Source organism: Blastococcus sp. SYSU DS0616, from assembly GCF_054051015.1.
This window is the reverse complement of the sequence record NZ_JBJHAJ010000018.1, coordinates 1-22,884: the sequence shown is the minus strand read 5'-3', so window position 1 is coordinate 22,884 and position 22,884 is coordinate 1. Positions and strand designations below refer to the sequence as shown.

Annotated in this window: 22 protein-coding genes; 7 read left to right on the top strand and 15 right to left on the bottom strand. The window is 74.1% G+C overall.

All coding sequences use genetic code 11. The features are described from left to right. Positions 1–172: 172 nt before the first annotated feature. Together ACI79K_RS14095 and ACI79K_RS14090 are read left to right on the top strand one after the other, a co-directional pair. Entirely contained in the window at positions 173–1,588 is a 1,416-nt protein-coding gene (locus ACI79K_RS14095) for an OFA family MFS transporter (protein ID WP_456590022.1), read from the top strand. After that, positions 1,585–1,734 (top strand): MFS transporter small subunit, encoded by a 150-nt coding sequence (locus ACI79K_RS14090; protein WP_456590023.1) that lies wholly within the window; start codon positions 1,585–1,587, stop codon positions 1,732–1,734. Before ACI79K_RS14095 ends, ACI79K_RS14090 begins: the two co-directional genes overlap by 4 nt. 67 nt (positions 1,735–1,801) lie before the next feature. On the opposite strand, the gene ACI79K_RS14085 is transcribed toward ACI79K_RS14090, so the two are convergent. The 7 genes from ACI79K_RS14085 to purB all read right to left on the bottom strand — a co-directional run bounded on the left by ACI79K_RS14085 (position 1,802) and on the right by purB (position 8,773). Beyond that, positions 1,802–2,179, bottom strand: a complete 378-nt coding sequence (locus ACI79K_RS14085; RefSeq protein WP_456590024.1) for a sterol carrier family protein — start codon at positions 2,177–2,179, stop codon at positions 1,802–1,804. After that, the gene (gene purL, locus ACI79K_RS14080; RefSeq protein WP_456590025.1) at positions 2,179–4,548 is read right to left on the bottom strand and encodes a phosphoribosylformylglycinamidine synthase subunit PurL; all 2,370 of its coding nucleotides are present in this window, start codon (positions 4,546–4,548) and stop codon (positions 2,179–2,181) included. Before purL ends, ACI79K_RS14085 begins: the two co-directional genes overlap by 1 nt. Continuing rightward, entirely contained in the window at positions 4,545–5,216 is a 672-nt protein-coding gene (gene purQ / locus ACI79K_RS14075; RefSeq protein ID WP_456590026.1) for a phosphoribosylformylglycinamidine synthase subunit PurQ, read from the bottom strand. The genes purL and purQ overlap by 4 nt, the downstream gene beginning before the upstream one ends. A gap of 10 nt (positions 5,217–5,226) precedes the next feature. Continuing rightward, entirely contained in the window at positions 5,227–5,466 is a 240-nt protein-coding gene (purS, locus tag ACI79K_RS14070) for a phosphoribosylformylglycinamidine synthase subunit PurS (RefSeq protein WP_041776830.1), read from the bottom strand. 141 nt (positions 5,467–5,607) lie between these two features. Further along, positions 5,608–6,480, bottom strand: coding sequence for an endonuclease domain-containing protein (locus ACI79K_RS14065; protein ID WP_456590028.1), 873 nt, complete (start codon positions 6,478–6,480; stop codon positions 5,608–5,610). A gap of 125 nt (positions 6,481–6,605) precedes the next feature. Next, complete coding sequence (locus tag ACI79K_RS14060) at positions 6,606–7,466, bottom strand: phosphoribosylaminoimidazolesuccinocarboxamide synthase (RefSeq protein ID WP_456590029.1); 861 nt, start codon at positions 7,464–7,466, stop codon at positions 6,606–6,608. Then, positions 7,466–8,773 (bottom strand): adenylosuccinate lyase, encoded by a 1,308-nt coding sequence (purB, locus tag ACI79K_RS14055; protein ID WP_456590030.1) that lies wholly within the window; start codon positions 8,771–8,773, stop codon positions 7,466–7,468. Before purB ends, ACI79K_RS14060 begins: the two co-directional genes overlap by 1 nt. 96 nt (positions 8,774–8,869) lie before the next feature. On the opposite strand from purB, the gene ACI79K_RS14050 reads away from it, so the two are divergent. After that, on the top strand, positions 8,870–10,318 hold the full coding sequence (locus tag ACI79K_RS14050) for an AI-2E family transporter (protein WP_456600000.1): 1,449 nt from the start codon (positions 8,870–8,872) through the stop codon (positions 10,316–10,318). Here ACI79K_RS14050 and purD read toward each other — a convergent pair. After that, on the bottom strand, positions 10,315–11,601 hold the full coding sequence (purD, locus tag ACI79K_RS14045; RefSeq protein ID WP_456599999.1) for a phosphoribosylamine--glycine ligase: 1,287 nt from the start codon (positions 11,599–11,601) through the stop codon (positions 10,315–10,317). The genes ACI79K_RS14050 and purD overlap by 4 nt on opposite strands. A 205-nt stretch (positions 11,602–11,806) precedes the next feature. Between purD and ACI79K_RS14040 the strand changes: the two genes are divergently transcribed. Next, entirely contained in the window at positions 11,807–12,832 is a 1,026-nt protein-coding gene (locus ACI79K_RS14040) for a glycerophosphodiester phosphodiesterase family protein (protein WP_456590033.1), read from the top strand. Positions 12,833–12,894: 62 nt separating this feature from the next. Here ACI79K_RS14040 and rsgA read toward each other — a convergent pair whose 3' ends face one another. Next, positions 12,895–13,944 carry a ribosome small subunit-dependent GTPase A gene (gene rsgA / locus ACI79K_RS14035; RefSeq protein WP_456599998.1) on the bottom strand — a complete coding sequence of 350 codons (1,050 nt, stop codon included), beginning with the start codon at positions 13,942–13,944 and terminating at the stop codon, positions 12,895–12,897. 46 nt (positions 13,945–13,990) lie between these two features. Further along, entirely contained in the window at positions 13,991–15,280 is a 1,290-nt protein-coding gene (locus ACI79K_RS14030; protein ID WP_456590035.1) for an adenylosuccinate synthase, read from the bottom strand. Between the two features lie 112 nt (positions 15,281–15,392). Here ACI79K_RS14030 and ACI79K_RS14025 point away from each other — a divergent pair, with 112 nt between their 5' ends. The 3 genes from ACI79K_RS14025 to ACI79K_RS14015 are packed head-to-tail and all read left to right on the top strand — an operon-like array spanning position 15,393 to position 18,012. Continuing rightward, positions 15,393–16,007: a hypothetical protein gene (locus tag ACI79K_RS14025; RefSeq protein ID WP_456590036.1), complete on the top strand. Its 615-nt coding sequence runs from the start codon at positions 15,393–15,395 to the stop codon at positions 16,005–16,007. A 38-nt stretch (positions 16,008–16,045) separates the two neighbouring features. Then, positions 16,046–17,179: an ABC transporter permease gene (locus tag ACI79K_RS14020; RefSeq protein ID WP_456590037.1), complete on the top strand. Its 1,134-nt coding sequence runs from the start codon at positions 16,046–16,048 to the stop codon at positions 17,177–17,179. Next, entirely contained in the window at positions 17,176–18,012 is an 837-nt protein-coding gene (locus tag ACI79K_RS14015) for an ATP-binding cassette domain-containing protein (RefSeq protein ID WP_456590038.1), read from the top strand. Before ACI79K_RS14020 ends, ACI79K_RS14015 begins: the two co-directional genes overlap by 4 nt. A gap of 40 nt (positions 18,013–18,052) precedes the next feature. Here ACI79K_RS14015 and ACI79K_RS14010 read toward each other — a convergent pair whose 3' ends face one another. The 5 genes from ACI79K_RS14010 to ACI79K_RS13990 form a co-directional block, all read right to left on the bottom strand. Continuing rightward, a complete protein-coding gene (locus tag ACI79K_RS14010; RefSeq protein ID WP_456590039.1) occupies positions 18,053–18,202 on the bottom strand; it encodes a GPGG-motif small membrane protein in 150 nt (49 codons plus the stop codon). Positions 18,203–18,356: 154 nt separating this feature from the next. Beyond that, a complete protein-coding gene (locus tag ACI79K_RS14005; protein WP_456590040.1) occupies positions 18,357–18,779 on the bottom strand; it encodes a DUF3151 domain-containing protein in 423 nt (140 codons plus the stop codon). Positions 18,780–18,781: 2 nt separating this feature from the next. Beyond that, a complete protein-coding gene (fbaA, locus tag ACI79K_RS14000) occupies positions 18,782–19,816 on the bottom strand; it encodes a class II fructose-bisphosphate aldolase (protein ID WP_456590041.1) in 1,035 nt (344 codons plus the stop codon). Positions 19,817–19,965: 149 nt separating this feature from the next. Continuing rightward, on the bottom strand, positions 19,966–21,318 hold the full coding sequence (locus ACI79K_RS13995) for an FAD-dependent oxidoreductase (protein ID WP_456590042.1): 1,353 nt from the start codon (positions 21,316–21,318) through the stop codon (positions 19,966–19,968). Continuing rightward, the gene (locus ACI79K_RS13990; RefSeq protein WP_456590043.1) at positions 21,315–22,733 is read right to left on the bottom strand and encodes an FAD-binding oxidoreductase; all 1,419 of its coding nucleotides are present in this window, start codon (positions 22,731–22,733) and stop codon (positions 21,315–21,317) included. Before ACI79K_RS13990 ends, ACI79K_RS13995 begins: the two co-directional genes overlap by 4 nt. Between the last annotated feature and the right edge of the window lie 151 nt (positions 22,734–22,884).

Sequence of the window (22,884 nt, the reverse complement as noted above, 5' to 3'; positions counted from 1 at the left end):
TCCCCTTCCGCCCTGCGGTCGGGTGGTCACGCGAGGATCACGAGTTGCATGTTGAGCGCGCAATAGCACGGACGGCCACGTACGGTGCGACCCGATAGCGACCCATATCACAGGGCGCGTCCCGGTGGTGTCCATCCGGACGCACCGGTTCCCGTCCCCGGAGGTACACCCCGTGGCAGTACCCAGTTTCCTGGCACGCGAGCGCATCGTCGCCCGGCCAGGATTCAACCGCTGGCTGATCCCGCCGGCGGCTCTCGCCGTCCATCTGTGCATCGGCCAGGCGTACGCGACCAGTGTCTACAAGGTCGCGCTCGTGGAGCACTTCGACACGGGCCTCACCCAGATCGGGATCATCTTCTCGATCGCCATCGTGATGCTCGGCCTCTCGGCCGCCGTCTTCGGCACCTGGGTGGACAAGAACGGCCCCCGCGCCGCCATGTTCACCTCGGCCGTCTTCTGGGTGTCGGGCTTCCTCGTCGGCTCGCTCGGCATCTACACCGAGCAGCTCTGGCTGCTCTACCTCGGCTACGGCTTCCTCGGCGGCATCGGCCTGGGCATCGGCTACATCTCGCCGGTCTCCACGCTCATCAAGTGGTTCCCCGACCGCCCGGGCCTGGCCACCGGCATGGCGATCATGGGCTTCGGTGGTGGCGCGCTCATCGCCTCGCCGCTGTCCCGCCAGCTCATGAACTGGTACGACCCGAACTACGACCCGGCCATCGCCGGCACGGTGCCCAGCGGTAACGCCGTCGCGGGCCTGTTCCTGACCCTGGGCCTGATCTACCTGGTCTTCATGATGTTCGGCGCGTTCATCATCCGCGTCCCGGCAGCCAACTGGCGGCCCGACGGCTTCGACCCGTCGGCCGTCAAGCAGAAGTCGCTGGTCACCACGGAGAACGTCTCGGCCAACAACGCGATCAAGACGCCGCAGTTCTGGCTGCTCTGGACGGTGCTGTTCTGCAACGTGACCGCGGGCATCGGCATCCTCGAGCAGGCCGCGCCGATGATCCAGGACTTCTTCCGCACCGGTGAGACCTCCACCGTCCTCGCCGCCACGGCCGCGGGCTTCGTGGGCCTGCTGTCGCTGTTCAACATGGCGGGCCGCTTCGTGTGGTCCTCGACGTCGGACTACATCGGGCGCAAGCCGATCTACATGGTCTACCTCGGCGTCGGCATCGTGCTGTACGTCATCCTGGCGACCCTCGGCAGCACCGCGACCTGGATCTTCGTGGTCACCGCCGCGATCATCATCAGCTTCTACGGTGGTGGCTTCGCGACGGTCCCGGCCTACCTGCGCGATCTCTTCGGCACCTACCAGGTGGGCGCCATCCACGGCCGGCTGCTGACCGCCTGGGCGGCCGCCGGCGTCGTCGGCCCGCTGATCATCAACGGCGTCCTCGACGCCCGCGGGACGCCGGGTCAGCTCGTCGCCGGTGACTACCGGCCCGCGCTGTTCATCATGGTCGGCCTGCTGGCCGTCGGCTTCGTCGCGAACCTGCTGATCAAGCCGGTGTCGGAGAAGTACTTCGAGCCCAAGCAGACCGACATCCCCACCACGGCCGCCGAGCCCGAACGGAGCATCCGATGAGCACTCCCGCGTCCCGGACCGGCGAGCAGCCGACCACGCACACGCCGGTGGCCCTGATCGCATTCGCGTGGACCCTGGTCGGCGTCCCGCTGGCCTACGGCCTGTACAACACGGTGAAGGCGGCCAGCGCGCTCTTCGGCGGCTGACCCTCGCACCACCCGCAGCGGCGGGGATCCCTCCCGGGATCCCCGCCGCTGTCGTGTTCCCGGGGCCTCAGCGGAGCGGACGCAGCGGGAGCAGAGCGGAGAGGTCGGCGCGGTTGCCGCTCGCGGTGAGCGTCCCCCCGGCGACGGCCTCGTCCCAGGTGAGCTGCCCGGTGGCCAGCCGGAGCCAGGTCGCCGCGTCGGTCTCGACGACGTTCGGCGGCGTGCCGCGGGTGTGCCGGGGCCCCTCGACGCACTGGACGGCGACGTGCGGCGGCACCCGCAGCTCCACCGAGCGGCCCGGCACCTGCTGGGCCAGCCAGCGCGCCGTCGTCTTCACGGCGGCACCCAGCACCGCCCGGGGCGGCTGCTCCGCCTCCCCCGCCAGCCAGGCCCGCACCGGGTCGACCACCGCACGCAGCTCCTCGGCCGGGATGGGCGCCGGCATCAGGAGGTGGGGACGGTGCCCGCCGGGACGGTGAGCGGGGTGCTGTGCTCCGGACCGCCGAAGAGAGCCGGCAGCGTCGCGGTCCACGCGGCGCGCAGCTCGGCCAGCGGCAGCTCGAGCAGGCCGGCCACGGCGACCGAGTCGCCCCCCGTCGTCCCGAGCTCGGTGACCGGCACGCCCGCCCACTCGGCGGTGGTCTTCACCCCGCCCGGGTCGGACGTGGTGACGACCGCCCGGGCGGTGGACTCGCTGAACAGCGCGGTGAACGGGTCCGCACCGAGGTCCAGGGCGGCGCCGACGCCGTACCGCAGCGCCGACTCGGTGAGCGCCTGGGCCAGCCCGCCGTCGGCCAGGTCGTGCGCGGAGCTGATCACGCCTTCGCGGCCGAGGGCGCCCAGCAGGTCGCCCAGCGCCCGCTCCGCGGCCAGGTCGACCGCCGGCGGCCGCCCCCCGAGGTGGTCGTGCACGACGCTCGCCCACGCGGAGCCGCCGAACTCCGGGCGGGTGGTGCCCAGCAGGAGCACCGTCTCCCCGGCCGCCCGCCAGCCGGAGGAGACCCGGGTGCGGACGTCCTGGTGCACACCGAGCACACCGATGACCGGGGTCGGGTTGATCGCCACGTCGCCGGTCTGGTTGTAGAGGCTGACGTTGCCGCCGGTGACCGGCAGGCCGAGCTCGCGGCAGCCGTCGGCCAGGCCGCGCACGGCCTCGGCGAACTGCCACATCACCTCGGGGTTCTCCGGGGAGCCGAAGTTGAGGCAGTTGGTGACGGCGAGAGGCTTCGCGCCGGAGACGGCCACGTTGCGGTAAGCCTCGGCGAGGTTGAGCTGCGCGCCGGTGTAGGGGTCCAGGCGGGCGTACCGGCCGTTGCCGTCGAGCGAGAGCGCGATGCCGCGGTGACTCTGCTCGTCGATGCGCACCACCCCGGCGTCGTCGGGCTGGGCGAGCACCGTGTTGCCGCGGACGTAGCGGTCGTACTGCTCGGTGACCCAGGTCTTGTCCGCGCCGTCCGGGCTGCTGACGACCGCCAGCCAGTGGGCCTGGAGCTCGGCGCCGGTCTGCGGCCGGGGCAGGTTCCCGGCGTCGTCGGCCTGCAGGGCGTCGAGGTCGCGCGGCCGGGCCATCGGCCGCTCGTACACCGGGCCCTCGTGGGCCACGGTGCGCGGCGGGACGTCGACGATCCGCTCGCCGTGCCAGTCGACGGTGAGCCGGTCGCCGTCGGTGACCTCACCGATGACGGTGGCCAGCACGTCCCACTTGCGGCAGACGGCCAGGAAGGCGTCGACCTTGTCGGGCTCGACGATCGCGCACATGCGCTCCTGCGACTCGCTCATCAGGATCTCGGCGGGCGTCAGGGTGCTGTCGCGCAGCGGGACGGTGTCGAGGTCGACGTGCATGCCGCCGGTGCCGGCGCTGGCCAGCTCGCTGGTGGCGCAGGAGAGGCCGGCGCCGCCGAGGTCCTGGATGCCGGTGACGAGGTCCTGCTGGAAGATCTCCAGGCACGCCTCGATGAGCAGCTTCTCGGTGAACGGGTCGCCCACCTGCACGCTCGGGCGCTTCGCCGGGCCCTCGGCGTCGAAGGTCTCGCTGGCCAGCACGCTGACCCCGCCGATGCCGTCGCCGCCGGTGCGGGCGCCGAACAGGATGACCTTGTTCCCGACTCCCTCGGCCTTGGCCAGCCGCACGTCCTCGTGCTTCATGACCCCGACGCACAGCGCGTTGACCAGCGGGTTGCCGGCGTAGCAGTCGTCGAAGAGGACCTCGCCCCCGATGTTGGGCAGGCCCAGGCAGTTGCCGTAGCCCCCCACCCCGGCGACGACGCCGGGCAGCACCCGGGCGGTGTCGGGGGCGTCGGCCCGGCCGAACCGGAGCGAGTCCATGACCGCGATCGGGCGGGCGCCCATGGTCAGGATGTCGCGCACGATGCCGCCGACGCCGGTGGCCGCGCCCTGGTAGGGCTCCACGTAGCTCGGGTGGTTGTGGCTCTCGACCTTGAAGGTCACCGCGTAGCCGTCGCCGACGTCGACCACACCGGCGTTCTCGCCGATGCCGACCAGCAGGGCGTCGCTGGGAGGCAGGTCACCGAACTGCCGGAGGTGGACCTTGGAGCTCTTGTAGGAGCAGTGCTCGCTCCACATGACGCTGTACATCGCGAGCTCCGCCGTGGTCGGGCGGCGGCCGAGGATGCTCTTGATGCGGGCGTACTCGTCGGCCTTGAGGCCCAGCTCGGCGTACGGCTGCTCGTCGTCCGGGGTGCTCGCCGCCAGCTCGACGGTGTCCAGCCGGTTGGCCAGCCGCCCCGGACCGGTGTCGAGCTCGGAGAGCCCCGCGGTGGCGCTCGCCTGCCCCGCCGTCACGTCGTCGCTCACGCGTTCACGACCGCCTTCAGGACGCTGGTGAAGAAGCCCAGGCCGTCGGTCGACGGCCCGGTGAGATCCTCGATCGCGTGCTCGGGGTGCGGCATGAGGCCGACGACCCGGCCGTTCTCGCTGGTGACGCCGGCGATGTCGCGGCTGGACCCGTTCGGGTTCCCGTCGACGTAGCGGAACACGACCCGGCCCTCGCCCTCCAGCCGGTCCAGCTCGGCGTCGGCGGCGACGTAGCGGCCCTCACCGTTCTTCACGGGGATGACGATGCGCTGGCCGGTCGCGTAGTCCTGCGTCCAGGCCGTGTCGGCGCGCTCGACCACCAGCACCTGGTCGCGGTTGCGGAAGTGCAGGTGGCTGTTGCGGGTGAGCGCGCCCGGCAGGAGCCCGGCCTCGCAGAGCACCTGGAAGCCGTTGCAGATGCCGAGCACCGGGAGGCCGCGATTCGCCGCGGCCACGACGTCCTGCATCAGCGGGGAGCGGGCGGCGATGGCTCCGGCCCGGAGGTAGTCGCCGTAGGAGAAGCCACCGGGGAGGACGACGGCGTCGACGTCCTGCAGGTCGTGGTCGGCGTGCCAGAGGGCGACGGGCTCACCCCCGGCGAGCCGCACCGCGCGCGCGGCGTCGACGTCGTCCAGGGAGCCCGGGAAGGTGATGACACCGATGCGCACGGTCGCTCTCTCAGTCGGTGGGGAGGTGCAGTTCGACGTCCTCGATGACCGGGTTGGCCAGCAGCGTCTCGGCGATCTGCTTCAGCTCCGCCTCGTCGGGGGTGCCGTCGACCTCGAGCACGAAGTGCTTGCCCTGGCGGACGCTCCGGACGGAGTCGTGGCCGAGCCGGCCGAGGGCGCCGAGGACCGCCTGCCCCTGAGGGTCGGAGATCTCCGGCTTCAGGACGACGTCGACGACCACGCGGGACATGCCGCCGAGGGTACCGGGGCCTCCCCCGACCCCCGCGTGACCCTGCTCTCCCCGGCCGGACCCCGCCGAGTGCTCCCGTGCCCCGGCGAGATCTGCACAGCGGCCCTCATCAGCCCGTTGGACGGGGCCACATCGCAGATCTCACCGGGCGAGCGCCCGGGCGGTCTCGGCAACCACCTGGTCCGGACGCCCGAGGACGTCCGCCGAGCTGAAGCGGAGGACCGTCCACCCCGCGGCGACCAGCGCGTTCTGGCGCCGGAGGTCCCGGACGAAGACCGCGCGGTCGCGGTGCAGATCGCCGTCGAACTCGACGAGGACCCGGCGCTCCGGCCAGGCCAGGTCGGCGCGGAACTCCCCGCCCGGCGTCCGGACGGGGTGCTGCAGCACCGGAGCCGGCAATCCGGCGGCGTGGATGAGCCACCGGAGCACCGACTCCATGGGCGACTCCGCCCGCGGATCGGCGACGGGGAGCACCGACCGCGCCCGCGCGGACCCCCTCCCTGCCGGTCGCAGCGCCAACTGCTCCTCCAGGTCGGCGGGCGTGCACCACGACCCGAGCAGCTGGTCGGTCACCGCGAGGAGAGCAGCCGGCGGCAGCGTCGCCGCGAGATCGCGCCAGGTCCGCCGCGGGGTGGTCAGGGGGAAGCCGAGGCGCTGGTCGACCTCGCCGGGGCCGAGGGGGGAGCGGTGGATGCAGCGGTCGGCGCGGGCGCGCACGGCCGAGCCCGTGGCCACGGTCAGGTGGACCCGGTCGTCGTCCCGCTGCAGGGGGATGTCCACGCCCCAGATCGCCGCCGCGGTCCGGTGGCTGACGACGGCGCCGGGCGGCGCGGTCAGCAGCACCGCCTCGATGCGGACCGTGACGTCGTCCACCAAGGCGCGGGGCACGTAGGTGTCCCTCGACAGCCGGACGACGTCGCGGTGCCGGAGCTGCTTGCCGCTGATCCCGGCCGCCGCCGCCATCGCACGCGTCGCCGGGGCGGTGAGTCGGGAGCGGGCGGGACGCGCGGGCACCGGGGGATGGTGGCCGCTGCCGGCCGCACGGCGCGGCGGCTGTCCACAGACCCCCTCCGAGGTATGCGATCTGGCCCCTGTGCCGGCCCTGATGGGGGCGAGTGTGCAGATCTCGCGCGTCGGGGTCAGGCGAAGCGGCGGCCGGTGAGCTGCTCGTAGGCGGTCACGTAGCGCTCGCGGGTGGCGGCGACGACGTCGGCGGGCAGCTCGGGCGGCTGCGAGACGCGGTCCCAGCCGGACGACGTCAGCCAGTCGCGCACGAACTGCTTGTCGTAGGAGGGCTGCACCGCGCCCGGCGACCAGGTGTCGGCCGGCCAGAACCGCGAGGAGTCGGGGGTGAGCACCTCGTCGCCGAGCACGAGGCCGCCGTCGGGCGCGACCCCGAACTCGAACTTGGTGTCGGCCAGCACGATGCCCGCCTCGGCCGCGATCTCCGCACCCCGACGGTAGAGCGCCAGCGTCAGCTCGCGCAGCTCCGCGGCCCGTTCGGCACCCACCGCGGAGACGACGGCGGCGAAGTCGATCGCCTCGTCGTGCTCACCCACCTCGGCCTTGGTGGACGGCGTGAACACCGGCGCGGGGAGCTTCGAGCCCTCCACCAGCCCGGCGGGCAGGGGGACGTCGCGGATCGAGCCGGTCCGCTCGTACTCCTTCGTCCCCGAACCGGACAGGTAGCCGCGGGCCACGCACTCCACCGGGAGCATCTCCAGCCGCCGCACCAGCATCGCGCGCCCGGTCACCGACGCAGGCACGTCCACCGCCGACACCAGGTGGTGCGAGGCCCCGAACGAGTCCAGCACCGGAGTCAGCTGGTCGAACCACCACACCGACAGCTGGGTGAGCACCCGCCCCTTGTCCGGGATCGGCGTGGGCAGCACCCAGTCGTAGGCCGAGATGCGGTCCGAGGCCACGAGCAGCAGCTGGTCGTCGCCGGCGTCGTAGATCTCCCGCACCTTGCCGCGGGCGACCAGCGGGAGGTCCACCATCAACTCAGCGCCGCCAGCCGGTCGAAGAGCGGACCGAGGTTGGCCACGTACTCCTCCGGCCGGCAGATCTCGTCCAGCCGCGCCTCGTCCAGCGTCACGCCCGAGGCAGCAGCGCGCGTCCGCAGCGTCTCCCGGAAGGGAGTGCCCGAGTTCCACGTCTCCATGGCCGCCGACTGGACCAGCGCGTAGGCGTCCTCGCGGGACTGCCCGCTCTCCACCAGCTCGAGCAGCACCGACGAGGTGTAGATGAGCCCGCCGGTGGACTCGAGGTTCGCCCGCATCCGGTCGGCGTCGACCACCAGGTTCTCCACCAGGCCCGCGGTCAGGTTCAGCAGGTAGTCGGTGGTGATGGCGGCGTCGGGCAGGAACACCCGCTCGGTGGAGGAGTGCGAGATGTCGCGCTCGTGCCAGAGCGGGATGCCCTCCATGACCGGCACGATCGCCGCCCGGACCACCCGTGCGAGCCCGGCGATGCGCTCGGATCGGATCGGGTTCTTCTTGTGCGGCATCGCGCTCGAGCCCTTCTGGCCCGAGCCGAACGCCTCCGACAGCTCGCGCACCTCGGTGCGCTGACCGTGCCGGACCTCCAGCGCGATCGCCTCGCAGACCGTGGCGATGATCGCCAGCGCCGAGACCCACTCGCTGATCCCGTCGCGGAGCACCACCTGGGTGGAGGCGTCGGCGGGCCGGAGGTCCAGCGCCTCGGCGACGGCGACCTCGACCGAGGGGTCGATCAGCGAGTACGTGCCCACGGCGCCGGAGATCGCCACCACGCCGACGGCATCGCGCGCCGCGCGCAGCCGGTCGCGCGAGCGGGCGGCGGCGAAGGCCAGGTCGGCGACCCGGTGCCCCCACACGACGGGCTCGGCGTGCACGCCGTGCGTCCGCCCGACCTTGATCGTCGAACGGTGCGCCAGCCCGTGGTCGCGCAGGGCCGCCACGAGCCGGTCGGCCTTGGCCAGCAGGATGTCGGTGGCCTCGGTGAGCTGGACGGCCAGCGCGGTGTCGAGCAGGTCCGACGACGTCATGCCGTGGTGCACGAACGCCGCCGCCGAGCGGGGTTCGGTGTTGTCGGCCCAGGCCGTGAGGAAGGCGATGACGTCGTGCTGCGTCGTCTCCTCGATCTCGGCGACCCGTTCGGCGGTGGGCGGGGGCGCGTTGCGCACCGGCTCGACGACGTCGGCCGGGACGCGGCCCGCGGCGGCGTGCGCCTCGAGCACAAGCGTCTCGACGCGGCACCACAGCTCGTACTTGTGGGCGTCGCTCCAGACCCGGCCCATGTCCGGAAGGGTGTAGCGCTCGATCATGCGGGTACCGCCCGCCACCGGTCAGCTCGTCGCAGCACGGGGACAGTCTCCCGTAGGGCTAGCGTGATCACGAACGGCCCCTACCGGAGGTGATCGATGCGGCGTCGCGCCCGTGATCTCGCCGTGCGCACCGGGGACCTCGCCGCGCGCGCCCGCGACCGGATCCGTGCCGCCCGCGAGCACGATCCGCACGCCTGGCACCACCACCACGGGCCACCCGATCCCTATCCGGTCGGCATCCGGCACGATCCCGTGCCCGACGGGCCGAGCGATCGGCCGGACGACGCCGGCGCCACCAGCCCGCCCCTGGTCAGCCCGGCCCCCGGCGCCCCGGACCTGGACGGCGTGGTCGGTCCCGGCGGGGTCGGCGGCCCGCCCGACGCCCGCTCCCCCGAGGGGTCCGGGCCGCGCACTCCCGGGCCGCCGGCCGTCGTCCACCCCGCCCACGCGGAGGACGACGTCCCGTTCGGGCTGCGCACGGCGGCCGCCTGGTCCTGGCGGCTCATCGTGGTGATCGCCGGCTTCTACGTCCTGCTCTCCGCCGCCGCCTACATCGCCGTCGTCGTCGTCCCGGTGCTGGTGGCGCTGCTGCTGGCGGCGCTGCTGCAACCGGGTGCCGCGGGACTCGCCAGACGCGGCTGGCCGCCCCCGCTGGCCGCGTTCACCATGCTGCTGGTGGGCCTCACCGTGGTGGCCGGGATCATCACGCTGGTCGTCGAGCGGTTCACCGCGGGCTTCGCCGACCTGGCCGAGCAGGTGAGCGAGGGCCTCGAGCAGGTCCAGACCTTCGTCGTCCGGCGGTTCCCCATCAGCGAGGGCCAGCTCGCCGACCTCCTCGACCAGGCCCAGGACGTGCTCCTGGACAACCAGGACACGCTGGCCTCCGGGGCGCTGACGACCGCGGCGACGGTGGGCGAGGTCGTCACCGGCATCGTGCTGGCGCTGTTCACCCTCTTCTTCTTCCTCAAGGACGGCCGGTCGATCTGGCTGTGGCTGGTGGGCCTGTTCCCCGCCGCCTCCCGCGCCTACCTCGACGAGGCCGCCCGGCGTTCGTGGCGCACGCTGATCTCCTACGTCCGCGCCACCGTGGTCGTGGCGCTGGTCGATGCCGTCGGCATCGGCGTCGGGCTGGCCGTCCTCGGGGTGCCGCTGGTGATCCCGCTGGCGGCGCTGGTCTTCCTCGGCGCGTTCGTGCCGATCATCGGTGGCTTCCTGGCCGGCACGGTGGCGGTCCTGGTGGCCCTGGTCTCCAACGGCCCGATCACCGCGCTGATCACGCTCGCCATCGTCATCGGCGTCATGCAGCTGGAGGGCCACGTGCTCCAGCCGCTGCTGCTGGGCCGGGCGGTGCGCGTGCACCCGCTGGCCGTGGTCCTCGCGATCGCCGCGGGCCTGCTCGTCGGCGGCATCTTCGGCGCGCTGATCGCCGTCCCCACGGTGGCGTGCGTGAACGTCGCGGGCACCTACCTCAGCCGCCGGCACGAGGGGCCACGGCCGCCCGAACCACGCCCGGAGCGGGCGCGGCCCGTGGTCGCGGCGAGCTAACCGGGAAGGTCGATGCGGCCCTCGACGGCGGCGAGCGCGATGTCGGTGCGCCAGTGCGCGTCGGCCAGCCGGACGCCGGCGACCCGCTCGTAGGCGGCCTGCCGGGCGGCGGCCAGGTCCGAGCCGGTGGCGGTGACGGCGAGGACCCGCCCACCGGCGGAGCGGACCGTGCCGTCGTCGGCGAGCGCGGTGCCGGCGTGCAGCACGCCCTCGCCCTCGGCCCCGGTGATCGGGTCGCCGGTGCGCGGCGCCTCGGGGTACCCCGGTGCGGCGACGACGACGGTCACCGCCGCGCCGTCCCGCCAGCGCAGCGGCGGGTGGTCGGCGAGGGTGCCGGTGGCCGCGGCGTGCAGCAGCCCGCCCAGCGGGGTCTCCAGCAGCGGCAGCACCACCTGCGTCTCCGGGTCCCCGAACCGGGCGTTGAACTCCACCACCCGCACGCCGCGGGAGGTGAGGGCCAACCCGGCGTAGAGCAGGCCGCTGAACGTCTCGCCGCGGCGTGCCATCTCGTCCACGGTCGGCTGCAGCACGGTGGCGAGGACCTCGTCGACCAGCCCGGGCGGTGCCCACGGCAGCGGGGCGTAGGCCCCCATGCCGCCGGTGTTGGGACCGCCGTCACCGTCGTCCCGGCGCTTGAAGTCCTGCGCGGGCACCAGCGGCAGCACCGTCGTCCCGTCGGTGACGGCGAACAGCGACACCTCGGGGCCGTCGAGGAACTCCTCGACCAGGACCGCTCCCCCGGCGTCGAGCACCCCGCGCCCGTGCGCCAGGGCGGCGTCGCGGTCCGGGGTCACCAGCACACCCTTGCCGGCGGCCAGCCCGTCGTCCTTGACCACGTAGGGGGCGCCGCCGGTGAGCGCGGCGACCTCGTCGAGCGCCGTCTCCAGCTCCGCCGGGCCACCGACGGGCCACGAGCGGGCGGTGGGGACGCCGGCCGCCGTCATCACGTGCTTGGCGAAGGACTTGCTGCCCTCCAGCTGCGCGGCCTGCGCCGAGGGCCCGAAGCAGGCGATGCCGGCCTCGCGGACGGCGTCGGCCGCTCCGGCGACCAGCGGCACCTCGGGGCCGATCACCACCAGGTCGGCCCCCCAGTCCCGGGCCAGCGCCGCCACCGCGACCGGATCGGCCGCGGCGAGCCGTTCCCCTCCCGGGGGCGGCGGCGCGGCCACCCGGGTCCCGGCGTTGCCGGGGGCGCAGGCGAGCTCGCGAACCGCAGGGTCGGACTGGAGAGCCACGCACAGGGCGTGCTCCCGGGCACCGGAGCCGATCACCAGCACGCGCACGAGCCGCGACCCTACCGATGCCCGGCCGGCCACGCTCCGGGGCGGCGCCGCCGGGCGGCGAGTCACACCAGCCACAGACACCTCGGGTGATGTCCGTCACAGCAGAGGTGGTCGTCCGCTGGTCAGCGAGCTGGCCTTTCGATCGTGCGCAACCCGTCCCCTCCAGTTCGCCCCGGATTCACCCGATTCCTGTGTGGTGGGTGCCATGCGCGCGACCGAGTCGCTGGCCGTCCGGCCAGGGGCACGCCTTCCCCGGCCCGTCGTCATCGGACACCGCGGCGCTCCGGCCTACCGGCCGGAGCACACGCGGGCCAGCTTCGAGCTGGCCATCGACCTGGGTGCCGACCTCATCGAGCCCGACGTCGTGCTCAGCCGCGACGGCGTGCTCGTCGTCCGGCACGAGAACGAGCTCTCCGTCTCCACCGACGTCGCCGACCACCCGGAGTTCGCCGACCGCCGGACCACCAAGCTGGTCGACGGCGAGCTGTGGACCGGCTGGTTCACCGAGGACTTCACCCACGCCGAGCTGCGCACCCTCCGCGCGGTCGAGCGGATGCCGTCCCTGCGGCCGCTGAACACCGCCTACGACGGCCGCTACGGCATCCTGACGCTGGCCGAGGTCGTCGAGCTGGCCCGCTGCCGGTCGACCGCCGACCGGCCGGTGCGGGTGCTCGCCGAGCTGAAGCACCCCGGGTACTGGGCCGCGCTGGGCATGCACATGGGCGAGCTGGTGGCCGAGGAGCTGCGCCGGCTCGGTGCCGACAGCGCCGAGGGCACCGTGGTGGTGCAGGCGTTCGACCCCGCCGTCCTGCGCGACCTGCGTGCGCGGCTGGGCGAGGACGGCCCCCGGCTGGTCCAGCTGGTCGGTGACGACACGGCAGGCGATGCGATGGTCACCCCGGCCGGTCTGCGGGAGATCTCCACCTACGCGCAGGGCATCGCCCCGAGCCGCGACCGGATCCTGGCCAGCGGTGCCCAGCAGGCGGTCACCGGCACCCCGCACGTGGTCACCCAGGCACACGCCGCGGAGCTGACGGTCCTCTGCTGGACGCTGCGGGCGGAGAACACCTTCCTCCCCGCCCACCTGCGGCGCGGCGACGCTCCCGGAGGGCTCGGGGACGCCGTCGGCGACGCCCTGGCCCTGCTCGCCCTCGGGGTCGACGGCCTGATCAGCGACTCCCCCGAGCACGCCGTCCGCGCCCGCACCGCCATGGCCGCCCAGCTGGTCTGAGCGCCACCGCACGTCGGTGCGGCGCGGAGCCCGGAGGGCCCCGGCACAGCCCACGCGCCGGCTCAGCGCGAGCCGGTCCCCCGCCTGGCCGCGGTGTCGTCCGGAGGGCGACGATGTCGCTGCGCGCGGTGCACGCTCCGCAGCCGGGCGCGTTCCTCGGCCCGGGCCCGGGCATCGACGCGGAGCCGCTGGCGGTGGGCCTCGCCCTGCAGCTTCCGCCAGGCGGTGAAGCGGGCGGGGTCCAGCCGGCCGTCCTCGAGGGCCGTGGCGACGGCGCACCCGGGTTCGGTGCGGTGCGCGCAGTCGCGGTACCGGCACGCGGTGGCGAGCTCCGCGACGTCGGCGAACGCCCGGTCGACGCCCCCAGCGTCGTCGTGCAGACCCAGTTCGCGCATCCCGGGCGTGTCGATCAGCAGCCCGCCACCGGGCAGCCGGTGCAGCTCCCGGGCGGTCGTGGTGTGCCGCCCGCGGCCGTCCTCGCGGATGTCCCGGGTGCCGGCCACCGCCCGGCCGGCCAGCGCGTTGGCGAGGCTGGACTTCCCGACGCCGGAGGGGCCGACCATCGCCGCCGTCCGGCCGGGGCCGACGAGTTCACCGACAGCGGCCAGCCCCTGCCCCGTCACCGAGCTGACCGGCAGCACCGGGACGCCGAGCGCGTCCTCGGCGACCTGTTCCACCACGGCGGCCACGTCGTCGCACAGGTCGGCCTTCGTCAGGACGACGACGGGAGCCGCCCCGCTGCTCCAGGCCACCGCGAGGTAGCGCTCGATGCGCCGCACCCGCGTCCGGCCGATCAGCGCGTCGACGACGAGGACCACGTCGACGTTGGCCGCCACGACCTGCGCCGCCGACGTCCGGCCCGCGGCGGTGCGGGTGAAGGCGCTGCGACGCGGGAGGACGGCGAGCGCCAGCTCCCCGCGCAGCGCCACCCAGTCCCCCACGGCCGGACCGGCCTCGTGGTGCACGGCGGCGGACGGGTGCACGCGTCGCTCACCGTCCGCGGCGAGCACGGTCAGCCGGCCGCGGTCGACCCGCAGCACCCGCCCGGGCTCGCAGCCGGGCGGGAGCTCGGCGACGCGGTCGGCCGTCCAGCCCAGCGCGAGGAGATCCACGCCGGCGATGGTGACGCCCGGTCCGCCCCGCTGTCGCGGGGTTTTCTCAGGCGATGAGGTCGTGGATCACGACGTTCTCGTCCCGGCCGGGGCCGACGCCGATCACGCTGATCCGGGCCCCGGAGAGCTCCTCCAGCCGCCGCACGTAGGCCTGGGCGGCCGCGGGCAGCTCGTCGAAGGTCCGGCAGTGCCGGATGTCCTCGAACCAGCCCGGCATCTCCTCGTAGACCGGCTTCGCGTGGTGGAAGTCGGTCTGCGTCATCGGCATCTCGTCGTGCCGGACGCCGTCGATCTCGTAGGCGACGCAGATCGGCACGGTCTCGAGCCCCGAGAGCACGTCGAGCTTGGTGAGGAAGTAGTCGGTGATCCCGTTGACGCGGCTGGCGTAGCGGGCCACGACGGCGTCGAACCAGCCGCAGCGCCGGTCGCGCCCGGTGGTGACGCCGACCTCGCCGCCCTGCTTGCGCAGGTACTCGCCCCACTGGTCGTGCAGCTCCGTGGGGAACGGGCCGGAGCCGACGCGGGTGGTGTACGCCTTGAGGATGCCCACGACGCGCTCGATCCGCGTGGGGCCGACCCCGGCGCCGACGGCCGCCCCGCCCGCGGTCGGGTTGGACGAGGTGACGAACGGGTACGTGCCGTGGTCGACGTCGAGCAGCGTGCCCTGCGAGCCCTCGAGCAGCACCCACTCGCCGGCGTCGAGCGCATTGCCCAGCAGCAGCCGCGTGTCGACGATGCGGTGCCGGAGCGCCTCGGCGTACTGGCTGTACTCCTCGACGACCTCGTCGACGTCGATGGCCTTGCGGTTGTAGACCTTGACCAGGACCTGGTTCTTCTCCTGGAGCGTCCCCTCCAGCTTCTGCCGGAGGATCGACAGGTCGAGCAGGTCCTGCACCCGGATGCCCACGCGGGCGACCTTGTCGCCGTAGGCGGGGCCGATGCCCCGGCCGGTGGTGCCGATCTTCCGCTTGCCCAGGAACCGCTCGGTGACCCGGTCCAGCGCCCGGTGGTGCGGCATGATCAGGTGCGCGTCGGAGGAGATCACCAGCCGCGAGGTGTCGACCCCGCGCTCCTCCAGGCCCGCCAGCTCGTCGATGAGCACCTGCGGGTCGATCACGACACCGTTGCCGATCACCGGAGTGCAGCCCGGCGTCAGGATCCCGGACGGGATCAGGTGGAGGGCGTACTTCTCACCGTCGGGCGTGATCACCGTGTGCCCGGCGTTGTTGCCACCCTGGTAGCGGACGACGTAGGGGACGCGGCCGCCGAGCAGGTCGGTGGCCTTGCCCTTGCCCTCGTCGCCCCACTGGGCACCGATCAGCACGACAGCGGGCATCGGCTCCTGGGTCTCCTGTTCGGTGGGGTGACGGTCGGCGCGCGACACCCGGATCGATCCGGCCGGCAGGTCGGCCGGGGCGGTGGGGCTGGACGGGTGACAGGGTATCGGCATGTCGTCGGTCGAGTTGGACCTCCGCCGCCTGGGTCCCGGGGAGGCGCCGTTGCGGAGCCAGCTGGAGCCGGTCGCCGGGGCCGGGCAGCTGGTGGTGCGCGGCCCGGTCGCAGCCCTGTCGGGGGTGCTGGCGGCGCTGCTGAAAGCGGGCCGCACGGCAGAGGTGCCGGTGGCCTGGGAGCCGACCGCCGACAAGGGCTCGGCCGCCCTGGCGCGCGCGCTGGGGCTCGGCACGGGCACCACCCGGGATCTCACCCTCGTCCGCGACGACCACGGTGGTGTGCTGCTGCACCACGGCCGGATCGAGGCCCCCGGGAACGGCCGCCGCTCCCTGTCGCGCCGGCTGGGCCTGCAGGCGTACCACGACGACATCAAGGTGGCCGACGGCGAGATCACCCGGATCGACGTCCGACCGGACTGGACCGCCGTCGACACCATCGGCGTGACGGTGATGACCCAGCCGCTGCGCCCCACCCGGCAGACCAGCGGGCGTGCCCTCCAGGTCGCCTCCGACCCCGCTCGGGTGGTGCGCGACGGGGTGCCCTACGTGCGCCCCGTCCCCCGGTGGACCTGGTACGCCGACGACCGGGTGCGGTGGCGCCTGGTCCCCTAGGAGCGGCCTGCGCGGGGCCGGGGCCGTCGTGGACACTGGTGGGGCACCCGACCGCCCGAGGAGGACCCGCTGCCGACGTCCTGCTGTCCCGCTGGGTCGACGTGCCGGTGATCACCGATCCGCGCACCTCGTTCGGGTCCCGCGCCGCCGTGGCCCCCGCCGGCCGCCGCTCCCTGGCGCGCACGCTCACCCGGCCGAGCCTGCCCGCCGTCGTCGGACTCCTCGTGGTCGTCGCCTTCTTCGCGGTGCGGGTGCCGGACCTGGTCAGCCCCTTCGGGCTGGCGACGGTCCTGGACACCGCGGCGCTGCTGGGCATCGGCGGCGTCGCCGTCGCGCTCCTGCTGGTGGCCGGGCAGTTCGACCTCTCGGTCGGGGTGGTCGCCGTCGCGAGCTCACTGCTCACGGCGCTGCTGATCGGCCACGCGGGGTGGGGCACCTGGCCGGCCCTGCTCGTCTCGCTGCTGGCGGCGCTGCTCGTGGGGGTGGTCAACGGCGTGCTCGTCGTGAACACCGGCCTGCCGAGCTTCCTGGTGACCCTGGCGACCTTCCTGATCCTGCAGGGCACCTCGCAGGCCGGGGCCCAGGAGGTCGCCGGCGGCACGCGGATCGGCGGTCTGGACCAGGCCCCTGGCTGGTCGTCGGCGACGGCTGTCTTCGACGCGACCGCGCAGCTGGGCAACGGCCGGTTCAGCGTGAGCATCCTCTGGTGGCTCGGCCTCACCGCGCTGGCCACCTGGGCGCTGTGGCGGACCAAGTTCGGCAACGCGGTGTTCGCCAGCGGGGGCGCCCGGCGAGCCGCGCGTGAGCTCGGCGTCCCGGTGCGCCGGACGACGGTGGCGCTGTTCTGCCTCACCGCGGCAGCGGGCTGGCTGCTCGGCACCATGACGCTGGTGCGGCTGGGCAGCGTCCAGGCCGGCGGAACCGTCGGCATCCTCAGCGGGATCGACTTCATCGTGGTGGCGGTCATCGGCGGCTGCCTGCTGACCGGCGGATACGGGTCGACGATCGGCGCCGCCGTCGGCGCCCTGCTGTACGCGGTGGCCCGGCAGGGCATCACCCTGGCCGACTGGGACACCCGCTGGTTCCAGGCGCTGCTGGGGGTGCTCCTGCTGGTGGCGCTGCTGGCCAACGGCGAGGTGCGCCGGCGGCTCCGGGCGAGGCCACGGTCGTGAGCTCCGCCGCCCCCGTCGACGAGGCCGCCGCGCCGGGCCCCACCCCGGTCGTGGAGCTGCGCGGCGTCACCGTGCGGCACGGCAGCGTGCCGGCGCTGAGCCGGGTCAGCGTGGCGCTCCTGCCCGGGCAGATCACCTGCGTCCTCGGGGAGAACGGCTCCGGCAAGTCCACGCTCGTGTCGGTGGTCTCCGGGCTGCGCCGCCACGACGAGGGCGAGCTGCTGGTGGACGGCGTGCCCACCCGGTTCCGGTCCCCCCGGCAGGCGCGGGACCTGGGCATCGCCACCGTGTGGCAGGACCTCGCCGTCGCCCCGCTGCTGTCGGTGTGGCGGAACTTCTTCCTGGGCGTCGAGCCCACGCGGGGGGTGTGGCCGCTGCGCCGCCTCGACCTGGACGGAGCCCGCGAGACCACCGTGCGCGCCATGGCCCGGGTCGGCGTCACCGGGCTGGACCCGGACCAGCCGGCCAGCGCCCTGCGGGCCGGGGAACGGCAGAGCCTGGCCGTCGCCCGCGCGCTGCACTTCGGCGCCCGGGCCCTGGTGATCGACGAGCCCGTCACGCCCATGACCGTGGCGCGCCAGACGCTGTTCGGGCAGTCCGTCCTCGCGGCCCGCACCCAGGGGCTGGCGGTCGTCGTCGTCACCAACAACCCGCGCTACGCCCACCTCATCGGTGACCGGTTCCTGCTGCTGGCCCACGGCCAGGTGGCCGGGAACCTCACCCGCGACGACGTCGACGCCGACGTGCTCACCGCGCTGATGGCCGGCGGGGACCAGCTGACCACCCTGACCGACGCGCTCACCGCGCTGCACCCGGAGCTCGGCGAGCGGTGAAACTCCCCCGGGCCCCCGCCGCGCGGGGGCCCGGGGCCGGTCAGCCGGTGAAGATGCTCACCCCGCCCGGGCCGACCAGCAGCCCCACGACGATGAGCACGATCCCCCACAGCAGCTGCCCGCGGAAGATCGAGAAGATCCCGCTGATCACGAGGATCACCGCCAGGATCCACAAGATCGTTGCCAGCATCCGAAACGTCCCTCCTCCGGGCGCCCTGTCGGCACCGTGCACGCTCCGTGGTTGCCGTTGCCGGGTCCCGGCAAACCCCGGGTCGCAAAAACCCAGGTGAGGAGTGCAACGGGCGGCCCGCACCGGCGGGCCGCCCGTCACCGATGGTGACTGCTCAGGAGACCAGCGTCGGATCGCAGTCCCGGAGCAGCTGCGTGCAGCGCTCGGCCTCGGCCGTCTCGCCGATGGCCTCGGCCGCCCGTGCCAGGACGGTGACGCAGCGCAGGAAGCCCCGGTTCGGCTCGTGCGACCACGGGACGGGGCCGTAGCCCTTCCACCCGTTGCGGCGCAGCGCGTCGAGCCCGCGGTGGTAGCCGGTGCGGGCGTAGGCGTAGGCCTGGATGGTGTCGCCGAGCGCCCGCTCGGGGCGGCTCATCGCCTCCTCGGCGAGACCCGCCCACACCGCGCTCACCGTGGGGTGGTGCGCGGCGACCTCCGCGAGCGTGGCGCCCTCGGCGAGCTCGGCGTCGGCCTCCGGCGTGGCCGGCAGCAGCGTGGCCGGCGGCTCGCCCAGCAGGTTTCCGTGGGAGTGGCTCATCGTCAGGCCCCCTGCGACTGGCCGGCCGAGAGCAGGTGCTCGCACGCCTCGACGACACGGGCGGCCATGTTCGTCTCGGCGGCCTTCATGTAGCTGCGCGGGTCGTAGACCTTCTTGTTGCCGACCTCGCCGTCGATCTTCAGCACGCCGTCGTAGTTGCTGAACATGTGCCCGGCGATGGGCCGGGTGAAGGCGTACTGGGTGTCGGTGTCGACGTTCATCTTCACGACGCCGTAGGAGAGCGCCTCGCGGATCTCCGACTCCGCCGAGCCGGAGCCGCCGTGGAAGACCAGGTTGAACGGCTTGGCGTCCTCGCCGAGGCCGAACTCCTTCGCGACCAGCGCCTGCCCGCGCTGGAGCACGTCGGGGCGGAGCTTGACGTTGCCCGGCTTGTAGACGCCGTGCACGTTGCCGAAGGTCGCCGCGAGCAGGTAGACCCCGCGCTCCCCCAGCCCCAGCTTCTGCGCGGTGCGCAGGAAGTCGCCGTCGGCGGTGTAGAGCTTCTCGTTGATCTCGGCGACGACGCCGTCCTCCTCCCCGCCGACGATGCCGATCTCCAGCTCCAGCACGAGCTTGGCGGCGGCGGACTTCTCCATCAGCTCCTCGGCGATGTCGAGGTTCTCACCGAGCTCGATCGCCGAGCCGTCCCACATGTGCGACTGGAACAGCGGCTCCTGCCCGGCGTCCACCCGGTCCTTCGACAGCGCGATGAGCGGGCGGACGTAGGAGTCGAGCTTGTCCTTGGGGCAGTGGTCGGTGTGCAGCGCCACGTTGATCGGGTACTTCTCGGCGACGACGTGGGCGAACTCGGCGAGCGCCACCGCGCCGGTGACCATGTCCTTGACCCGGGTGCCCGAGCCGAACTCGGCGCCGCCGGTGGAGAACTGGATGATCCCGTCGCTGCCGGCGTCGGCGAAGCCGCGCAGCGCCGCGTTGATCGTCTCCGAGGAGGTGCAGTTGATCGCCGGGTAGGCGAACCCGCCCTCCTTCGCCCGGCTGATCATGTCGGCGTAGACCTCGGGGGTCGCGATGGGCATGAGGGTGCTCTCCTCCGTCGGGAACGGCTGTACGGCGCTGTACGGGCGAACGTCGGTGATCAGTATCGCGCTGCGCCCCCGGCCGCGACAGCACGGGCGGCAGCGGAGCCCGACCGGGCGACACCGGGTCGGCCCGGGTCGGGCACCGGTCAGCCCTGCTCGATGCGGCTGACCACCCGGGCGGCGACGACCACCGGGTCGTAGGTCGGCGAGAACGGCGGCGCGTAGGAGAGGTCGGACCCGGCGAGGTCCTCGGCGGTCATCCCCGCCCAGATCGCGGCGGCCAGCACGTCGATCCGCTTGCCCGAACCGGGGCCGCCGACGATCTGGGCGCCGAGCAGCCGCCCCGAGCCCGCCTCGCTCAACAGCTTGATCGCGATCTCCTCCGCGCCGGGGTGGTACCCGGCCTTCGTCGTCGCCTCCACGGTGTCGGTGCGGTAGTCGAACCCGGCCTGCTCGGCCTCGGTGGTGCACAGCCCCGTGCGGCCGATCTCCAGGTCCCCCACCTTGGTCAGCGCCGTCCCCAGCACCCCGGCGAAGCGGGCTGCCCGTCCGCCGACGACCGAGCCGGCCACCCGGCCCTGCTTGTTCGCGTGGGTGCCCAGGGCGACGTGGGCGACCTCGCCGGTGACCCGGTGGAAGGTCTGCGAGCAGTCGCCGGCGGCGTAGATCTCCGGGTGCGAGCGGGTGCGCTGGGTGCGGTCGACGTCGATGGCGCCGGTGGTCCCGAGCCGGATGCCGGCCTGCTCGGCCAGCGCCACCTCCGGCCCCATGCCCAGGCCCAGCACCACCAGGTCGGCGTCGTAGCTGCCGGCGTCGGTGCGCACCCCCCGCGCCCGGCCCGACTCGTCCACCAGGATCTCGCGGACCGCCTGGTCGGGGTGCATCTCCATGCCCATGGCCCCCATGCCGGCGCAGACCCGCTGGGCCATGTCGGCGTCGAGCAGCTGCATCGGCAGCGGGTCGGCGAGCACGACGGTGACCGCCAGCCCCCGCCGCTGCAGCGCCTCCGCCATCTCCAGCCCGATGTAGCCGCCGCCCAGGACCAGGGCGCGGCGGGGACCGGCGTCCAGGGCGGCCCGGATGGCGGCGCCGTCGTCGAGCCGGTGCACGCCGAAGACGCCCGGCGCGTCCAGGCCGGGGATCGGCGGGCGGGTCGGGCGGCCTCCCGTGGCGACGAGGAGGCGGTCGTAGCCGATCCGCTCGCCGGTGTCGGTGACGACCTTCCCGGCGTCGGGATCGATCCCGACCGCCCGCGTGCCGGTGTGCACGGTGATGTCCCGGGCGGCGAACTCCGCCGGCGTCCGGGCGATCAGCTCGTCCCGGCCCTGGACCTCCCCGCCCACCCAGTAGGGGATGCCGCAGGCGGAGTACGAGACGACGTCGCCCTGCTCGAGCACGACGATCTCGAGGTCGTCGGCGTTCCGCAGCCGGCGGGCCTGGGCCGCCGCGGACATCCCGGCCGCGTCGCCTCCGATGACGAGGAACCGCTCCCTGCTCATCGCCCCAGCGTGGCACCGGCCGGCGCGCTGCGGAACACCGTGCCGGGGTTGAGCAGGCCGGCCGGGTCGAGCGCGGACTTGATCGAGCGGTGCACGTCCAGCGACACCGGGCCGATCTCGCGCTCCAGCCAGTCGACCTTGAGCACACCCACCCCGTGCTCGCCGGTGATCGTCCCGCCCAGCGACAGCCCGAGCTCCAGGATGTCGTCGAAGGCGGCGTAGGCCCGCTGCCGCTGGTCGGCGTCGCCGCCGTCGAAGCAGACGGTCGGGTGCATGTTGCCGTCGCCGGCGTGCCCGACCACCCCGACGACGACGGCGCGCTCCGCGGCGATGCGGTCGCAGCCGTCGAGGAACCCGGCGATCCGCGACCGGGGGACGGCGACGTCGTCGATGAGGATCGCGCCCCCCACCTGCTGCAGGGCGGGCAGCGCCATGCGCCGGGCGGCGAGGAGCAGGTCGCCCTCGGCCTGGTCCTCGGTGGAGTGGACGAACTGCGCGCCGGCCTCCTCGCACAGCGCGGTGAGCGTCGCGATCTCCTCGGCGGCGGCCGCCCCGCCGGTGTCGGACTGCGCCACCAGCAGCGCGCGGGTGTCGTGGTCCAGGCCGGCCTTGAGCACCTGGTCGACGGTGCGGATGCAGGTGTTGTCCATGATCTCCAGCAGGCTGGGCACCAGCCCCGCGGTGACCACCCGCTCGACGACCTGGCCCGCCTGGGCCGTCGTGGCGAAGGATGCGGCGAGGGTGACCGGCGCCTTCGGTGCGGGCCGCAGCGCGAGCGTCGCCTCGGTGATGACGCCGAGGGTGCCCTCGGACCCCACGAACAGCCGGGCGAGGTCGTAGCCGGCCACGCCCTTCACGGTGCGGCGCCCGGTGCGGAGCACCCGGCCGTCGGCCAGCACGACCTCCAGGCCCAGCACGTAGTCGGTGGTGACGCCGTACTTGACGCAGCACAGACCGCCGGAGTTGGTGGCGAGGTTGCCGCCGAGGGTGCACCAGTCGTAGCTGCTCGGGTCCGGCGGGTAGAACAGCCCGCTGCCGGCGACCGCGTCGCGCAGCTGCTTGTTCACCACCCCCGGCTGGACGACGGCCAGCCGGTCGGCCGGCGAGACCTCCAGGACGGCGTTCATGCGGGTCATCACCAGCGTGATGCCCCCGTCCACGGCGTTGCTGCCGCCCGCGAGCCCGGAGCCGGCGCCCCGCGGGACCACCGGGAGGCCGTGCCGCGAGGCCACCCGCATCACCGCGACGACGTCGTCGGTGCGGCGCGGGAACACCACGGCCGCCGGGGTTCCGGCGGGCGCCATCATCGCCTGGTCGCGGGCGTAGCCGGCCGTCACGTCGGGGTCGGTCAGGACGCCGTCGGGGCCCAACGCGTCGGTCAGCTCGGCGAGCCACGTCGCCGTCGTCGTGGTCACCGTCACACCGTACGGCCTCCAGTCCGGGGGGGGGGGGGGGGGGGGGGGGGGGGGGGCGCGGGGGGGGGGGGGGGGGGGGGGGGGGGGGGGGGGGGGGGGGGGGGGGGGGGGGGGGGGGGGGGGGGGGGGGGGGGGGGGGGGGGGGGGGGGG

What these genes read in the sequence shown, in the direction of transcription:
- ACI79K_RS14090 (WP_456590023.1), top strand. Translation starts at nt 1,585, where the DNA reads ATGAGCACTCCCGCGTCCCGGACCGGCGAGCAGCCGACCACGCACACG.
- ACI79K_RS14085 (WP_456590024.1), bottom strand. Translation starts at nt 2,179, where the DNA reads ATGCCGGCGCCCATCCCGGCCGAGGAGCTGCGTGCGGTGGTCGACCCG.
- purS (WP_041776830.1), bottom strand. Translation starts at nt 5,466, where the DNA reads ATGTCCCGCGTGGTCGTCGACGTCGTCCTGAAGCCGGAGATCTCCGAC.
- ACI79K_RS14060 (WP_456590029.1), bottom strand. Translation starts at nt 7,466, where the DNA reads ATGGTGGACCTCCCGCTGGTCGCCCGCGGCAAGGTGCGGGAGATCTAC.
- purB (WP_456590030.1), bottom strand. Translation starts at nt 8,773, where the DNA reads ATGATCGAGCGCTACACCCTTCCGGACATGGGCCGGGTCTGGAGCGAC.
- ACI79K_RS14050 (WP_456600000.1), top strand. Translation starts at nt 8,870, where the DNA reads ATGCGGCGTCGCGCCCGTGATCTCGCCGTGCGCACCGGGGACCTCGCC.
- ACI79K_RS14040 (WP_456590033.1), top strand. Translation starts at nt 11,807, where the DNA reads ATGCGCGCGACCGAGTCGCTGGCCGTCCGGCCAGGGGCACGCCTTCCC.
- ACI79K_RS14030 (WP_456590035.1), bottom strand. Translation starts at nt 15,280, where the DNA reads ATGCCCGCTGTCGTGCTGATCGGTGCCCAGTGGGGCGACGAGGGCAAG.
- ACI79K_RS14025 (WP_456590036.1), top strand. Translation starts at nt 15,393, where the DNA reads ATGTCGTCGGTCGAGTTGGACCTCCGCCGCCTGGGTCCCGGGGAGGCG.
- ACI79K_RS14010 (WP_456590039.1), bottom strand. Translation starts at nt 18,202, where the DNA reads ATGCTGGCAACGATCTTGTGGATCCTGGCGGTGATCCTCGTGATCAGC.
- ACI79K_RS14005 (WP_456590040.1), bottom strand. Translation starts at nt 18,779, where the DNA reads ATGAGCCACTCCCACGGAAACCTGCTGGGCGAGCCGCCGGCCACGCTG.
- fbaA (WP_456590041.1), bottom strand. Translation starts at nt 19,816, where the DNA reads ATGCCCATCGCGACCCCCGAGGTCTACGCCGACATGATCAGCCGGGCG.
- ACI79K_RS13995 (WP_456590042.1), bottom strand. Translation starts at nt 21,318, where the DNA reads ATGAGCAGGGAGCGGTTCCTCGTCATCGGAGGCGACGCGGCCGGGATG.